Annotated in this window: 12 protein-coding genes and 3 pseudogenes; 9 read left to right on the forward strand and 6 right to left on the reverse strand. The window is 58.1% G+C overall.

Features of this window, described 5'->3' with window-relative positions; genetic code table 11:
* The first annotated feature begins 10 nt into the window (after window positions 1-10).
* The 3 genes from VHN57_RS20845 to VHN57_RS20855 all read left to right on the forward strand — a co-directional run bounded on the left by VHN57_RS20845 (window position 11) and on the right by VHN57_RS20855 (window position 3757).
* Window positions 11-1144: a glycosyltransferase family 4 protein gene (locus VHN57_RS20845; RefSeq protein ID WP_423285191.1), complete on the forward strand. Its 1134-nt coding sequence runs from the start codon at window positions 11-13 to the stop codon at window positions 1142-1144.
* Window positions 1141-2451, forward strand: coding sequence for a glycosyltransferase family 4 protein (locus tag VHN57_RS20850; protein ID WP_423285193.1), 1311 nt, complete (start codon window positions 1141-1143; stop codon window positions 2449-2451). Before VHN57_RS20845 ends, VHN57_RS20850 begins: the two co-directional genes overlap by 4 nt.
* A 64-nt stretch (window positions 2452-2515) precedes the next feature.
* Complete coding sequence (locus VHN57_RS20855; RefSeq protein ID WP_423285195.1) at window positions 2516-3757, forward strand: polysaccharide biosynthesis/export family protein; 1242 nt, start codon at window positions 2516-2518, stop codon at window positions 3755-3757.
* A gap of 42 nt (window positions 3758-3799) precedes the next feature.
* On the opposite strand, the gene VHN57_RS20860 is transcribed toward VHN57_RS20855, so the two are convergent.
* Entirely contained in the window at window positions 3800-4930 is a 1131-nt protein-coding gene (locus VHN57_RS20860; RefSeq protein WP_423285197.1) for a lipopolysaccharide biosynthesis protein, read from the reverse strand.
* 376 nt (window positions 4931-5306) lie between these two features.
* Between VHN57_RS20860 and VHN57_RS20865 the strand changes: the two genes are divergently transcribed.
* Window positions 5307-6314 (forward strand): FkbM family methyltransferase, encoded by a 1008-nt coding sequence (locus VHN57_RS20865; protein WP_423285199.1) that lies wholly within the window; start codon window positions 5307-5309, stop codon window positions 6312-6314.
* Between the two features lie 16 nt (window positions 6315-6330).
* Here the strand turns inward: VHN57_RS20865 and VHN57_RS20870 are convergent, their stop codons facing one another.
* Entirely contained in the window at window positions 6331-8484 is a 2154-nt protein-coding gene (locus tag VHN57_RS20870; protein WP_423285201.1) for a glycosyltransferase, read from the reverse strand.
* A 487-nt stretch (window positions 8485-8971) separates the two neighbouring features.
* Here VHN57_RS20870 and VHN57_RS20875 point away from each other — a divergent pair, with 487 nt between their 5' ends.
* The 3 genes from VHN57_RS20875 (at window position 8972) to VHN57_RS20885 (ending at window position 10515) form a co-directional block, all read left to right on the forward strand.
* Complete coding sequence (locus VHN57_RS20875) at window positions 8972-9712, forward strand: ABC transporter permease (protein WP_423285203.1); 741 nt, start codon at window positions 8972-8974, stop codon at window positions 9710-9712.
* Between the two features lie 133 nt (window positions 9713-9845).
* Window positions 9846-10022, forward strand: coding sequence for a hypothetical protein (locus VHN57_RS20880; protein ID WP_423285205.1), 177 nt, complete (start codon window positions 9846-9848; stop codon window positions 10020-10022).
* A 106-nt stretch (window positions 10023-10128) separates the two neighbouring features.
* Window positions 10129-10515, forward strand: a complete 387-nt coding sequence (locus VHN57_RS20885) for a helix-turn-helix domain-containing protein (RefSeq protein WP_423285207.1) — start codon at window positions 10129-10131, stop codon at window positions 10513-10515.
* 53 nt (window positions 10516-10568) lie between these two features.
* Here the strand turns inward: VHN57_RS20885 and VHN57_RS20890 are convergent, their stop codons facing one another.
* The gene (locus VHN57_RS20890; RefSeq protein ID WP_423282641.1) at window positions 10569-11792 is read right to left on the reverse strand and encodes an IS256 family transposase; all 1224 of its coding nucleotides are present in this window, start codon (window positions 11790-11792) and stop codon (window positions 10569-10571) included.
* A gap of 70 nt (window positions 11793-11862) precedes the next feature.
* Between VHN57_RS20890 and VHN57_RS20895 the strand changes: the two are divergent.
* Window positions 11863-12405: pseudogene (locus VHN57_RS20895) on the forward strand (IS630 family transposase); the annotation flags it as partial.
* A gap of 229 nt (window positions 12406-12634) precedes the next feature.
* Here VHN57_RS20895 and istB read toward each other — a convergent pair.
* Window positions 12635-13375, reverse strand: a complete 741-nt coding sequence (gene istB / locus VHN57_RS20900) for an IS21-like element helper ATPase IstB (protein ID WP_423285209.1) — start codon at window positions 13373-13375, stop codon at window positions 12635-12637.
* A gap of 11 nt (window positions 13376-13386) precedes the next feature.
* Window positions 13387-14106, reverse strand: a pseudogene (locus tag VHN57_RS20905) (Mu transposase domain-containing protein); the annotation flags it as partial.
* A 58-nt stretch (window positions 14107-14164) separates the two neighbouring features.
* Between VHN57_RS20905 and VHN57_RS20910 the strand changes: the two are divergent.
* The gene (locus VHN57_RS20910; RefSeq protein WP_423282641.1) at window positions 14165-15388 is read left to right on the forward strand and encodes an IS256 family transposase; all 1224 of its coding nucleotides are present in this window, start codon (window positions 14165-14167) and stop codon (window positions 15386-15388) included.
* A 33-nt stretch (window positions 15389-15421) separates the two neighbouring features.
* Here VHN57_RS20910 and istA read toward each other — a convergent pair.
* Window positions 15422-16243 (reverse strand): annotated as a pseudogene (gene istA, locus VHN57_RS20915) (IS21 family transposase); the annotation flags it as partial.
* Window positions 16244-16403: the final 160 nt, after the last annotated feature.

Genomic DNA, 16403 nt, shown 5'->3' on the forward strand with positions numbered 1-16403 from the left:
GACACATGCGATGACGGATCATATGGATCTACCCGTTTGCATTGACGGACGGCTGCTGGATGACGGAGGGGCCGGCACGGGGGTCGGGCAATATGCCCGAGCCCTGTTTCTGGCACTTCAGTCAGCCGATATCCCACCTCTTGTCCTGGCGGACGGCGGTGTTGATGCACGCCGATCGAAATATGCCAAGCGGTTGGCGGCCGTACGCCCATGGACCCGCGCCGCTACGCCGGGGGTGGGGGGGTACCATGCCCGCGATATTTTCCGTGAGGCGCAGGTTTTCTTCAGCCTGTATAAACGACCGCTCTCTGTTCGCCTGCCTGGACGGCCAGGTATAATGCACTGGAGCTATCCGCTGCCTCTACATGTCCGTGGTTGGCGCAACATATATACTGTTCATGATGTCATGCCGCTCGATCCGGCTGTTCCAACCCCGGTGAACGGCCGTCGGCTGCTCGACATGCTCAATAGCCTGTCGGCATCGGGTGGCGAATTTCTGACAGTGTCGCAAGCGGCGCGCATACAGATACTGGCGGCTATGGGATGGCCGCAGGACAAGGTAATGTTGTGCCATCAGGGTATTGATATTGCGCACGGGCGACCAGAACTGCTCCCGACTGGGCTCCGTCCCGATGGCTATCTCCTTTATGTAGGTGCGGTCGAAGCGCGCAAGAACCTGGTCAGCCTGCTGGATGCTTATCGCGCAAGCGGGGTTACAACGCCGTTGGTCATTTCAGGTCCCGATGGATTGGATGCTGCGAACATCGATGACCGCATTCGGGTAACGCCTGGTGCGATGCGACTGGGATTGCAACCACGCGACACAGTGCTTTCGTTGATTTCCGGCGCGCGCGCTCTGATCCTGGTGTCGCTGGCCGAAGGATTCGGCGTGCCTGTTGCCGAAGCGATGGCGCTTGGTACACCGGTCCTGTCTGCCGATGTCCCGGCGTTGGCAGAGGTTGGCGGCGGTGCGACATTGTTGGTCAATCCGCATGATATCGCAGCATTGCGCAACGGCCTGATCGCGATCGACGGCGATACCATGCTGCGCGACCGGCTTGTTATTCAGGGGCTTCAAAGAGCGCGGTATTTCGCATTGGAAGCCTATGCACAACGGCTTTTGAAACTGTATGGAATGGCATGACTGACACATCATCGGCGGATATGCGCATTGGTCTGGACGGCTATAACCTGGCACTGCCGCAGGGAACCGGCGTTGCGACCTATGGGCGTAATCTGGCGGCCGCAATAGCCGAATTGGGCTATCCGGTCGACCTGTTGTTCGGGCTCAATATTCCGCGCAAGGCGGACGATGATCTGCGGGAGTCATTGTTTTTCGGACAATTGGGGGCCGATTCGCCCAGTCGCCTGACCATGCGGCGGCGTATGCGCCGCTGGCGCGTGCACCCTTTCAGCCATGATATGGTCGAAATTTCTGTAACCGGGCGCACGGTGTCATCGGAAGGGAGTAATCGTCTTCCATCCTTTGACCGGCTGTTCAACCGCGCGGAACTTTATGATGTCTGCGCTAGGCATTTCCGGCGATACGGGAAATTCATGACGGTCAGGATGCCGAACCCGCCGGCGATCATGCACTGGACCTATCCCTTGCCGGTTCGCCTGGCGGGCGCGCGTAATATCTATACGCTGCATGATCTGGTGCCGTTACGGCTGCCGCGCGCCAGCCTTGAAGACAAACGCTATTATGACAGACTGGTTCGCGCCTGCGTGGCGCAGGCCGATCATATCGTCACGGTGTCGGAAAAGTCGCGTACCGATATTATAGAACTGATGCAGGCTGATCCGACCAGGATTACCAACTGCTATCAGGCCAGCGACATGCCCTCGCTGCGCGATCCCGCCGCGCTACCCAACCGGCTGCATCAATTGTTCGACCTGGAGATGAGAGGGTATCTCCTCTACTTCGGTGCGATCGAGCCGAAGAAAAATCTCGGACGTGTGATCCAGGCCTATCTTGAAGCGAATATAGCCACCCCACTTGTCATAGTGGGGGCAGAGGCGTGGCATGCGGATCGTGAGCTCAAACTGCTGGGCATGGCGCATGGCCGAAAGTTGCCCGGCGTCGATCGCATTCGACGCATCGACTATGTGCCGCGCATCTTGTTGACCGACCTTCTTCATGGCGCAAAAGCCTGTCTGTTTCCCGCTCTCTATGAAGGATTCGGGCTGCCCGCGCTGGAAGCGCTGACTGCTGGTGTGCCGCTTCTGTCCAGCACGACCGGCGCTTTGCCGGAAGTGACTGGTGCGGCTGCTCTGTCAGTCGATCCATATGACATAAATGCCATAGTGGATGGGATAGGGCGGTTGGACATGGATTCTGACTTGCGCACCCGACTTTGCGTACAAGGGCCTCTTCAGGCACAAAAGTTTTCGCTAACCAGCTTTGCCGACCGCATTCGTCAACTTTACCAGGATGTCGGCAAGCGCTAAGCGCATATCGATATGTATCAGCTTCGGTAGGAAGCTGCCCCCGTAGTAGTATTGGAGTGATGTCATGTATGTTAAGCGCTGGACGCGACGTATCCGCCCAGGAATAATTCTGCTGGCGGCGACCGCGTTGAGCGGTTGCGCGACATTGCCTCGCAATGGCCCGACCGGAAGCCAGATCGCCCGCAGCGCAGAACAGAATGCGCTCGGCTTCAAGATTGTCGATATCGCACCGGAAAATATCGATGCATTGTCCAACGCGCCTAACCCGAACGGCATGCTGGCCACTCTGGCCTCCAATGGCAATATTGACCTTATCGGTCCGGGCGATGTGCTTGCGGTCGAAATCTATGAGGTTGGCGTCACGCTGTTCGGCGGGCGCGCCAATATGGGGGCTTCTGCCAGCAACATCATAGACTATGATGCCGGAACGTCGGCGAACGGCGAAACGGTGGGCGGCAGCGGCGTTGTTGTGGATCGTGACGGCAATATCAGCCTGCCCTATGTCGGAACCATTTCCGTCGCCGGCCTGACGACGGCGCAGGTGCAGGACAGGATTGTCGCGGGTCTCCAGGGTAAATCGCAAAGTCCCCAGGTTATCGTTTCGCTTCGTCGCAACGTGTCCAATGCAGTCGTGGTTATGGGCGACGTCGCAAATCCGGGCCGCCTGCCGCTCACTCTGGCGCGCGAACGTCTGCTGGATGCAATTGCCGAAAAGGGCGGGATCAACCGCGCGGTGCAGACCGGCGTTGCCACGGCGACAGGTACCGGCGCACAGGATGTCACTGTCCGTTTCACGCGGGGCGCGCGTGTTGCGGAACAGCCATTGGACAGCATCGTGGCGGGTTCGCCCAGCGACCTAGTCCTGCTTGGTGGAGACCGGATCGAATTGATCCGCCAGCCACGCACCTTCACGGTTTTCGGCGCTCTTGACCGAATATCGCAGATTCCGTTCGAAAGTCGCACCTTGACCCTTGCAGAGGCTTTAGCTCGTGCGGGCGGCCCCAATGACAACCGGGCCGATCCAAAGGCGGTGTTCATATTCCGCATGGTGCCGAACGCTGATCTTCCGGCTCCCGCCGATGGCTCCGCCTCCGCTTTGACAACACCGGCACCGACCTTCTTTCCCGTGGCCTATCGGATCAACATGATGAAGGCGGAAAATTACTTCCTGGCACAGCGGTTTCCGATGCGGGACAAGGATCTGATCTACATCGGCAACGCATCTGCCAACCAGCCTCTGAAACTGGTCCAGGCCTTGGGTCAGCTCTTTGCGCCGGTACTCTCTGTGCAGAACGCTACACGATAATATATGAATGCCCGGCGGTAATCCGCCGGGCATTCATATTGATCAGGCCGCGTGTTCTTTGACGCCGGCCATGATCAGCCAGCCAATGCCATAGATGAGCAGCAGAGCAAAAAAGGTCGTGGCTACGGTCTTGCCACGCTCTGGGAAGAGGGCCTTCACGGGCATGTTCGGATCGACCACCGGCACGACGAACAACTGCTGGCGTCTCGCATCGTCCTGCGCGCGCTGAAGCGACGCCGATGCGATTTCCAACTGCTTGCCGGCCATTTCCTGCCGGATCTTTATGCCCTCATAGGCGCCCAGGCCAGCTGCCACGTTTCCGGGGCCCTTCGACAATTTGGAGGTTTCGGCTCCGACTTGGCGCGACAGTGCCGCCACGCGGTTGCGCAGGGCGATCAACTGGGGGCTATTGGAGCGGACGGCGGCCGCCATGGATGCCTCTTGCGCGCGTGCGACTGCCAGCTGGGCCTGAAGGTCAGACACCATGCCGGTACGCGAAGTGCCGGTTACTTGCGGGTTGAAGTCCTGCTCGTTCCGCCTGAACTGGGTTATCTGCTGCTGTATCTGGGTCAGATTGGTTTCCGCTTCCCGCACGCGCCGCTCTGCCAGGCTGATGGCGTTGGCATAGTTGCGCTGGTTGAGCGTATTGACCCTAGCCTCGCTCATTTTCAGTAATTCCTGAATGATATGATAGGAATCTTCAGGACGAAAACTACGAACCTTAAGAGTTGTAATGCCAGTTTCAGTACTGACATCAACATCGACCTTGCTCTTGAAATATTTCTGCAGCTGCTCAGGCGTTGGCTGACCAAACCACAGGCGCGATACTATGTCGGATTCGGGCCTGCGGAAAATTGCAGCTAAGTTTATTTTGGATTGCAAGGCATTAACCGAATCATGAGACTCAAGATAATCAGCGACCACTAGCGCATCGCGTTCGGAAGATGCGCCACCTACCATTGTCAAAGCCTGGCTGAGGCCACTTGGAGACGCGGTCGGTGTTTCTGAAGTTCTGACAACAAAATGTGCTTCTGACTCATATTGGTCAGCTGCTGCAATATAATAATAAAGCGCGACCAATAGAGTAGGCATAAGCACAAATAGACACCAGTTGCGATGCCTGCGTAGCCATTCAATCAATTTGGAATCGATTGCTGATGTTGAATGATCCAAAATATGAAACCTTATTTTAAAGGATTATGAATTATTTTAAGTCGAATATAGATATTCATATGTAAAATTTATGCGATACGTTTTTTTCATTAAAATACCGTTGGACGATTGCAGGTGTCAGGCAGCAACCCCTCTTTAGCTGGGAAACGGGACCTGCCATAGGAGGCAATGCCGATCGGCCACCACTATTTTCATGGTTGCTGCGGGCGTGAACCCCGCGCGTCAGGGGGACACCGATCGCATAGCTCCGCGCTTGCCGGCAGCGCTGCAATGTCCGGTATTTGGACGAACCTGAAACGTCATAAATCATTGTCATGCGGCTGCTTCTATAGCGGGATGTCGCGCCATAGAATATAAATTCGTCATGCGCGGTCGCATGTGGATGGCACTGATCGCATTACGTCCGTTCGCGAAGCGGTATCTTCACAGCATAGTCGCTTTGTCGTTGAGTTTGTCCTATACGCTCGCAGGTATGAAGCACATGTCCCTTATTGCCGGCGTCTCGTCCCGCTTTCGTCGAATCTTTGCCAATGATACGGGTATCCGGCTATTCCATCTGGATCATCTGCTGACGCTTCCACGGCAACGCAATGAAGCCGTGATCCGCGAACTTTGCGCCAACGCCTATCTGGGCGGGGAACGGTCTTTGTGCCGGGTGCTGGGTCGATACAAGATGATCATTGATACGACCGATGTGGGTCTGTCGAGCCATTTGCTTCTTGATGGTTATTGGGAAATGTGGCTGACCGAATTGATGGTCGAACTGGTCAAACCTGGGATGAAGGTTGTCGATGTTGGCGCCAACCTTGGTTATTTCTCGTTGCTGATGGCCGATTTGGTGGGAGATTCTGGCCAGGTTCATGCCTTCGAACCCAATATCGAGCTGGCGCGCCGGATGACGCAGAGCCTGGCGCTTAACGGATTTTCGGGCATCGCCACGGTTCATGAACAGGCTCTGGCGGATGCGGAGGCCGACGTGGTGCTGATCGTGCCGGCCGATGAGCCGAAGAATGGCCATCTTCTTCCCGCAGATCACCCCGCAGCGACGGACGATGCGGTCGAAACCCATTTCATGCGGACCCGGCGGCTCGATAGCTATGCGGAACTGCATGATGCCGACCTTATCAAAATTGATGCCGACACGTCCGAAATGACAATCTGGCACGGCATGTCGGGCATTCTGGAACAAGGTCGCCCGCTAACGATCGTGCTGGAATTTGCCCGCATGCGCTATGCAGATCCAGGTGCTTTTATAGATCAGATTGTTTCGGAAGGTTTCAGCCTGTCAGTCATAACACTGGAGAAAGGGGTGCAGCCCATTGATCGGGCCTCGATCCTCGCAGCTTCTCCGACAGAGGATGTGATGCTGTTGCTGGTACGCTGAATAGGTGAAGGGTGAGCTATAATTCACCTGTAATTTCGACCTTTTCGACAATGATATCCGTACCTGAAGGATGCAGCGCGACCCGCACGGGGCCGGGCGCATCGGGCAGGAAAAATGACAGGATCGCGCTACCCCCGACCTTTTCCTGGCGGGAGCAGGACAGAGCACTCATGCTGGCGCTGACGCAAACTGTGTCCTGGGCACCGGTGACATGAACATGCAACTGCATGCCGGGGGCGCCGGACCAATGGAACCACAGCGCAGCGTCCTGCCCCGTGATGCGGCAGCCAGCGCTGGTTGGCGCTTGCCAGTCATTGCCATAGCGCAGTGGCTCACCCCACATAATATCTTGTTCCGCCTGCGGGGAAAGGGACAGGAGCCAGGTTCCGGGGCCGGAGACGGCCACCAGACTGTCTGATGCGCGCGGCTTGACCATCTGCGCCTTCGTCAGCAGTTCCTGTGCGATCTGCCTCCATGTTCGTGGCGCATAGCTGTCTCTGATGGTTCGTTCGGCGGCACTGCGGATCTCGGTATTCAGCAATGCCAAGATCGCGGTCGCGATGCTGTCCGCATCATAAGGATCAAAATATTGGGCGAAACTGCCACCTGCTTCGGGTAGGGAGGAAACCGCCGAAATCGCAGGAACCTTGCCGTAGGACAGGGCTTCCGACACGGGCAGGCCCCATCCTTCGTAAAAGCTGGGATAGAGCGCAAACAGGCAATGTTCATACAGCATGGCGAGCCTGTCGTCCGGTACGCCGTGCAGGATATGCACCATCTTTTGCAAATGGGGGGTGTCGCGCAACATTTGATGCAGCGCGTCATTCAGCCAGCCACGGCCACCTACGCAGACCAGATGCGGCAAGGTTGCTTCATCCATCGTCTCGGCCAGCTGCATCCAGGCGTGAAATGCCCCAATATGATTTTTCCGTGGTTCCAGCGTCGAAACAAGCAGAACATAAGCTTGCGGGTTCAAGCCATAGGTGTGTAAGGTCGCGACATCGGCAGCATCCTGCCGGAAATTGCCGTCGAGCGGGACCACTGGCACGGCATCGGCCGATATGGGCGCGTTCCGTTCTGCCGCCTTATCGAGCAGATCCCGGCGTGTGGCCTGTGAAATGACCAAGTATCCATCGGCCGAATGCAGCAGAGAGCTGAACCATGCCCGATAATCGCGCACCAGCGATTCCATGAACCAGGCCGGCTCGATCAGCGGGATAAGATCGAACACCAGTGGGACATAGATGATGCCTGTGCGTGCGCGTGCGGTACGGACATCGAGCAGATAGTTGCGATCCGACCAGGATGTACCCAGATTGACGAGAGTCGGGCCGGACGACAGTTGGATGGTTCGTGCTATCGCGATCTTCCGGTAAATCCGGAATAGCTGCTCGATCCATATCGGATCGCTTACGTCGTCGCTTTGCTTGGCCAGACGACATAATATCTGAAAATCGACGGATGGCAGCGCGACCCAGCCTCGCCGCGCGCTGGAATAGATGCAGAATAGGGGCCAGACGCCAACCTCATCGTCCATCAGGGCCAAAGAAATCTCGATCTGCACTCGTTGGATGCCGGTAGGCAGCCGACGCTGCCCGAAGAAAGCAAGCAGGTCGGTGACGTCGAACATCATGGAATAGTCCGGCAAAAATGCCGGATCCTGACCGCTGGACATGATCGTTTCGTCGGGGATGTTGAGGACGGCCATCGCCGAAGCCCAGAAGGCAGGGTCGACATGGTCGTGATCGGGCATCACGCGGGCCAGTTCTGAAATGGCCTGCAAATTGCGGCCGTCCCCCTGCAATGCCTGAAAGAAATAGGTGGCGGCTTCCGCAGGCTGTTGCCAGGCCTTAGCCATATGACCAAGGTGCAGAAGTGGTTCGACGTCTTGCGGCTTCAGACGGACGGCCTCTTCATAGGCATTCCGCGCCCGGTCGATCGCGCCAGCTTCCTTTTCCATGTGGCCAAGCTGGACCCATAGATGGTGCAAATGTGGCTCGCTGGCCAATGCCAGGCGATAATCGGCAGCGGCCCTGATCCAGTCCTGTCGCGTGCGTGCTGCATTTGCGGCTTTGATGTGGTTCGCTGTGCGGCGCCCCACAGGCATGCCGTTGGATTTTGGCCTGATCTGGCGGGATAGGCCAGCCCACCAGCTTTTCCATGTCTGCATAGGACGAGCCTAAGGTGCGAAGCGAAAAGATGATACTGGTTTTTTGCCTATCAGCGCCTTTTCGTTGTTCGTCAGGTAAGTAGGCTTGCACAATCCTGAGGGGGCGGGCAGTCGCGGTCCCCCTTCGCAAAACGACCGGCATTCCGGACACCAGAAGGCGCTTGGCGCATCGTTATGATCGAGGGACTGACGGGGGGCAGGTTACTTAAAATCGCAGATTCCATTCGGGCAAAAGCCTGTATGAATGCTCGCCCATCATACCATCAAATGGAGTGGTATGAGGCTACTCCAGAAGGCAGCTTAGCGCGAAGGCGCACGATCGTTGCCAGATCACATAAGCGTGGGTCAACCCGCGTGTGCCGACGAAGATTTTATAGTGTCGCCCGGATGATCCCGCTATAGGAACAACCGTATGACTATGATTTCAGACGCATCGGGTTCATCCGGAGACCGAGGATTTTGGCGCGGCCTTAGGGTCCAGGGGAACGTGATCGGCGCGCTGCTGATGCGCGAACTTCACACACGCTATGGCCGAGAGAATATCGGCTATCTTTGGGTCATTCTTGAACCACTTAGCCTGGCAAGCGCTGTTGCCTTGCTCCATCTCGGACACGGGTTGCCGCATGGGGGCATCCATCCGGTTCCATTCGCCATTCTCGGATACACGTTGTTCATCATGTTTCGTGGCATGGTGACCCGTTCCGAAGGCGCGTTGGAATCCAACATGCCGCTGCTTTACCATCGCCGTGTCACCATTTTTGACATGATGCTGGCGCGAGGCATATTGGAAGCTGTCGGTTCGATAATGGCATTCACTGTCCTGATGTCGATAGTCAACATAGTAGGATGGGCCACCATTCCCGCCCGGCTTTTCGAATTTTTGATCGGCGTATTTCTGCTGTTCTGGATATCATTCGCCTTATCGTTGATTATATGCGCATGGACGCACGACAACAGGCTTGTGGCAAGGTTTGTGCATCCTATCACATATGTGTTGATGCCGTTATCAGGAGCTTTTTACCAAATATCATGGGTACCTGATGCGTATAGAGACTGGGTTACATTATTCCCTATAGCTGCAGTTTTTGAAATAATTAGATATGGTTATTTCAGAGTTGCTGTCGATACATATTTCAGCATTCCATATGTTACTTTTTGGTGTTTGATTCTCACGTATATTGGTATGACAGCTGTTAAAAATGTCCGGCGTCGCATTCACCTTCCGTGAATTCGACTATCGGGAAGTCGCCATGTTTTGATGCAAGGCGACTTCCTGCATTACAGGTCTTTTCTATGCAACCTGAACCATAATGAGTGACAGGCGTATTGTCACCGAGCGATGATGCTTATCGGAGACGATCATGCCCGACGACATAAGAGCCGCCCTTGAACGTTTCCACGCATTTCTGGCGATGCATTCGGGCGAAGGCGTGATCGATGGCGAAAGCGGCTTTACGGTCGACGACGGTTTATTGATTGCTGGTGAAGTTGAAGGCGCACTTTTACGCATGCACCAGTTGGATGAACCACCCATCTGATCGTTGCCGCTTTAGAGCGGTTTCCACCTGAATTGAATCGGCAGGGGTTCCCTTTGCTGCGCTGATGTGATTCACGCTGTCTGCTGGTGGCAGGAGGCCAGCATGGATGGCACGAACGCTTTCACAGGACCTGCGGGACAGGGTCATTGCTGCGATTGATGGGGGTTTGAGCTGTCGGGCTGCGGCGGACCGGTTTGGTGTCAGCGCATCGAGCGCGATCCGCTGGCGGCAACGCGCGCTGGAACATGGTGAGGCTGTCGCCAAGCCACGTGGCGGAGACCGGCATTCTGGCAGGATCGAGGCGCATGGCGGCTTCATCCGTGAACTGCTTGCCGAACAGGGCGACATGACCCTTGTCGAAGTTCAGGCTCGGTTGGTCGAGCGGGGCGCCCCGGTCGGGATCGGCACCCTGCATCGCTTTTTCGTGCGCCACGGCATCACGCGGAAAAAAAGACCGGGCACGCAATCGAGCAAGACCGTCCCGACGTCCTGAAGCAGCGTCGTCGGGACTATCAGGAATTTCGTGTGCGGCGAGGCGGTTGACCATCAGGCCGTCATGGCCCTGATGAAACGTTCGCCGAAGAGCACGGCAAATTGCGCCTTCGCCATGTTCCATTCGCGCGGTGGCATTTTCCACTCTTTTTCCGATCGGTTCAAGATCAGATAGAGCAGCTTGGTGGCGGCCTCATCACTGGGGAAATGGCCCCGGGCACGAACAGCGCGGCGAAGCTTGGAGTTCAAGGCTTCTATCGAATTTGTGGTGTAGACGATCCGCCTGACCTCATCAGGAAAGGCGAAAAATGGGATGACCTCGGGCCATGCTCGGCGCCAACTCTGGCCGATGGCGGGATAGCGCTGCCCCCAGAAGCTTGCTTCGAAGGCTGTCAGCGCTTCCTCGGCGGCCACTGCATCAACGGCACGGTAGATGGCTTTCAGAGCCATTCCGAGCGCCTTGCGATCCTTCCACGCGACGAAATCCATCGAGTTTCGCAGCAAGTGTACGATGCATGTCTGGACCATCGCTTCGGGGAAGACCGCATTGATGGCGTCGGGAAAGCCCTTGAGGCCATCGACGACGGCCAGCATGATGTCCTCGACGCCGCGGTTGCGCAGTTCATTCATGACGCGCAGCCAGAATTTGGCGCCTTCATTCTGTTCCAGCCATAGCCCCAAGATTACCTTGGTGCCGTCGGCCATGACGCCCAGGGCGATGTGGATAGCTTTATTGCGGACCATGCCCTCATCGCGGATCTTGACCCGGATCGCATCGAAGAAGACCAGCGGATAGGCCGGGTCCAGCGGGCGTTGCTGCCAGGCCGCGACTTCCTCCAGCACAGCGTCGGTGATCGTGCTGATCAGATCGGGCGAAGCATCAATGCCATATAGTTCGCGCAGATGACCCGTGATCTCCCGGGTGCTCATGCCGCGCGCATACATCGAGATGATCTTGTCGTCGAAGCCGGGGAAGCGCCGCTGGTATTTGGCGATCAGCTGCGGATCGAAACTGCCGGCTCGATCGCGCGGCACCTCGATCTCGATCCGCCCGCTGTCGGTCGTCACCGTCTTGCGACCATAGCCATTGCGGTTGTTGCCGACCTGGTCATTGTGCCCGAGATGATGATCCATCTCCGCGTTGAGGGCCCGTTCGGCAAAAGCCTTCTTCAGGGAATCGAGCAAGCCGCCCTGGCTGAGCGCCGCCGCCGCGTCAGTGCCGGCCAGCAACTGATCGAGAATGTCGTTCGGTATCGAGGGTTCTTTCCGTCGTGACATATTGGGTCTCCTTGTTGCCCATTATGCCTCGCCGCACACGAAATTCCTGATAGTCCCGCGTCGTCCCTAGTTCGACGGTCAGCTCGATCTGGAACCAGAACGCCTGGTCTTCATCGACGAAACCTGGACGGCGACCAACATGACACGCAGCCATGGCCGCCGCGCCAAAGGCGAGCGTCTGCGGATGGGCTTCCCGCACGGCCATCGCAAGACGACCACGCTGGTGGCCGGCCTGCGCATGACCGGCATGATTGCGCCAATGGTACTCGACGGCCCGATCAACGGCGACTGGTTCGAAGCCTACGTAGCTCAAGTGCTCGTGCCGGAACTGCGACCGGGCGACATCGTCATCATGGACAACCTGTCGAGCCACAAGCGCGCGTCGGTCCAAGTGCTCATTGAGACCGCAGGTGCAACCCTGCGCTTCCTTCCACCCTACAGCCCGGACTTCAACCCAATCGAGAAGGCGTTCTCCCGGCTGAAGGCAATGCTCCGCAAAGCAGGCGAGCGAACCGTCAGCGGGCTTTGGGGCCTGATCGGAGAGCTCGTCGATATCTTCCAGCCCGACGAATGCGACAATTACTTCAAATCGTGCGGATATGAACCGGAATGAGTGGAAACCGCTCTAAACAAGCTATTCACTTAGAGGCTGTGTCAGAACGCTGACGTAACGGTGGACGGCCGAGTTTCGATATGATTCCGAGGGGTTGCGACACCAACCTGCGGATTCCGACCATCGCGCGCATGTATTCCGATCTGATGCCGCGCAGCGTTCCGATCTGATCGCGCGCAGGTGGATCATCTGATCGTTGGGTGAAGATGTCATTCCTGTTCGTTGTTGGTCAAGCGGCTTGAGCCGGGAGATTCCGGCGCATGGACTCGCCGGAGAGTTCGAGGCGATGAGCGTTGTGAACGAGGCGGTCCAAGATGGCGTCGGCGTAGGTCGGATCTCCGATCAGATCGAACCAGCGGGCCACAGGAAGTTGGCTGGTCACGAGGGTTGAGCGACGGCCGTAGCGGTCTTCAAGGATCTCGAGCAGGTGGTGGCGGGCATTTCCGTCGAGCGGTTCAAGCCCCCAGTCGTCCAGGATCAGCAGATCGACCCTGCCAAGGCTCTTCATGCGTGCAGCGATGCGGCCGTCCCCTTTGGCCAGCGACAGGTCGTCGATCAATCGCGGCAGGCGCGTGTAGAGGACCGAGCGATTGTCGCGGCAGGCCTTGTGGCCGATCGCACAGGCAAGCCAGCTCTTGTCGACCCCTGCGGGGCCGATGATGGCCAGGTTCTCGTGGGCGGCGATCCAGTTTCCTTTGAGCAACGTTTCGAACAGCCGGCGGTCGAGCCCGCGCGCGCTGCGATAATCAACGTCTTCAGGCACCGCATGATGCCGCAACTTGGCATGACGCAGCCGAAGCGCGAGGCGCCGATCGTTGCGCCAGGTTGCTTCATGATCGAGCAGCAGGGCCAGCCACTCGGCATGGCCGAGGCCTGCGGCGTCACCATTGCCGTCCAGTTCGGCAAAGGCATGGGCCATCCCGGTCAGCCCAAGCTGGTTCAGTTGATCAAGGGTTGGGTGTTTGAGCATCGTCGCTCCTCTCAGTGGTAATATTGGGAGCCCCGGATGTTGTCGTGCAGGATCGGCTCGCGTTCCGGGGCTTTGGACACGGGCACCTTGTCGAGCCCCTTTTCGAGGATCGATTTGACGGACGGGTAATTGCGCGCCTGGATCTCCAGCGCGCGCATCGCAGCAGCCTCAAGCCGATCGGCGCCGAAGCGTTTGGCGAGGCCGATAATACCAAGACACGAGCGGTAGCCCTGCTCGGGATGTGGTCGGTCCGCGATAATGCGCTCGACCAGCAGCGACAGCATCGGCCCGATCCGGGCAGCCTCTTCCCGGATTTTGGCCGGCGTCCATTCCAGATAGCGCCGGTGGCTCGAAGGCATATGCTCGGGCACCGTCGTATGCCGGCCATTGCCGCTGCCACGCATATGAACCGCGATGCGCTCGCCGCCCAGGAAGATCTCGACGGTGCGCGCGGTGAAGCGGGCCTCGACCTCACGACGGGCGAAGCGATGTGGCACAGAGTAATGGTGATGATCGAGGGCGATATGGTAATCGAGCCCGACACGGCATCGCTTCCACTCCGCGTGCCCCCAGGGCTCGGCGGGCAGCGGCTTGAGATTGGGCGCGTCGATTTCCTCGAACAACTGGCGGCGGGTGCGACCGAACTGGCGAAGAACCCGCGTCTCATTGAGATCGGCGAGGCACTCGGCGATAGCGGCGTTGAGCTCAGCCAGGCTGTAGAAGACACGGTTGGGGACTATCAGGAATTTCGTGTGCGGCGAGGCATAATGGGCAACAAGGAGACCCAATATGTCACGACGGAAAGAACCCTCGATACCGAACGACATTCTCGATCAGTTGCTGGCCGGCACTGACGCGGCGGCGGCGCTCAGCCAGGGCGGCTTGCTCGATTCCCTGAAGAAGGCTTTTGCCGAACGGGCCCTCAACGCGGAGATGGATCATCATCTCGGGCACAATGACCAGGTCGGCAACAACCGCAATGGCTATGGTCGCAAGACGGTGACGACCGACAGCGGGCGGATCGAGATCGAGGTGCCGCGCGATCGAGCCGGCAGTTTCGATCCGCAGCTGATCGCCAAATACCAGCGGCGCTTCCCCGGCTTCGACGACAAGATCATCTCGATGTATGCGCGCGGCATGAGCACCCGGGAGATCACGGGTCATCTGCGCGAACTATATGGCATTGATGCTTCGCCCGATCTGATCAGCACGATCACCGACGCTGTGCTGGAGGAAGTCGCGGCCTGGCAGCAACGCCCGCTGGACCCGGCCTATCCGCTGGTCTTCTTCGATGCGATCCGGGTCAAGATCCGCGATGAGGGCATGGTCCGCAATAAAGCTATCCACATCGCCCTGGGCGTCATGGCCGACGGCACCAAGGTAATCTTGGGGCTATGGCTGGAACAGAATGAAGGCGCCAAATTCTGGCTGCGCGTCATGAATGAACTGCGCAACCGCGGCGTCGAGGACATCATGCTGGCCGTCGTCGATGGCCTCAAGGGCTTTCCCGACGCCATCAATGCGGTCTTCCCCGAAGCGATGGTCCAGACATGCATCGTACACTTGCTGCGAAACTCGATGGATTTCGTCGCGTGGAAGGATCGCAAGGCGCTCGGAATGGCTCTGAAAGCCATCTACCGTGCCGTTGATGCAGTGGCCGCCGAGGAAGCGCTGACAGCCTTCGAAGCAAGCTTCTGGGGGCAGCGCTATCCCGCCATCGGCCAGAGTTGGCGCCGAGCATGGCCCGAGGTCATCCCATTTTTCGCCTTTCCTGATGAGGTCAGGCGGATCGTCTACACCACAAATTCGATAGAAGCCTTGAACTCCAAGCTTCGCCGCGCTGTTCGTGCCCGGGGCCATTTCCCCAGTGATGAGGCCGCCACCAAGCTGCTCTATCTGATCTTGAACCGATCGGAAAAAGAGTGGAAAATGCCACCGCGCGAATGGAACATGGCGAAGGCGCAATTTGCCGTGCTCTTCGGCGAACGTTTCATCAGGGCCATGACGGCCTGATGGTCAACCGCCTCGCCGCACACGAAATTCCTGATAGTCCCCACGGTTGCGCAGTCGGCCTAGCACCCAGCGCTCGACAATGCCGACACAGGCTTCAACCTTCGCCTTATCGCGCGGCCTCCGGGGCCGCGCCGGCAATACGGCCGTCCCGTAATGACGGGCCATGTCATTGTAGCTGCGGTTCAGCATCGGATCGAAGTGGCAGGCCTTGATCACCGCGACCTTCGCGTTGTCGGGCACCAGCAACTGCGTGACGCCACCGAAGAAGGCGAAGGCGGCATTGTGCCCCTCGATCCAGTCGGCGAACTGCTCGGTCCAGGTCGCACAAGCGAATGACAGGCTTGAGCCGCCCAGCACCGCGACGAACAGATGGGCGTCGCGGATCTCGCCGGTTCGGCGGTTGATCACGACGGGGACCGTGTCGCCCGCATAATCGACGAACAGCTTCTCGCCACCGGCATGGCTCTGACGCATCACCAGCGACAGCCGCCCCTCCCAGCGCCGGAACAGGTCACACCACCGGCTATAGCGATATCCGTCAGGCTGAGCGGCGATATACTCTTCCCACAGGACCTGGAGCGTCACGTGCTTTCGCTTCAGTTCGCGCGCCACCAACGACCAGTCCGGTTCCGGCTGCTTGCGGCGTCCGGGCTTCACGCCCGGAATGCCGTACAGCCTGGCCTCCAGCTCCGCTTCGGTCATGTCATCGGGAACCGGCCACGCAAGACCCGCCAGCCTCAGCCGCCTGATCGTGTCCCGAACAGTCGTTGGACCCACGCCTGTGCGTTCGCCGACAACTCGTGTGGAAAGCCCGGCATCCAGGCTCAAATGCAATATCTCGCGCACTTGGCGCATCGAAACCCTCCTCGTCGGCATCCATTCCTCCGGTCGCTATGCGACCGTAGAAATGACCCAACGATCAGGTTCTCCACATCTCAAACTGCGCGCGATCAGCTCGGAATACTGCGCGGACAATTCTCGGAACGCTGCGCGCGATCAATTCGGAAGCCCGCGC

Source organism: Sphingobium salicis subsp. salicis, assembly GCF_049472635.1.
Taxonomy (GTDB): Bacteria; Pseudomonadota; Alphaproteobacteria; order Sphingomonadales; family Sphingomonadaceae; genus Sphingobium; species Sphingobium yanoikuyae_A.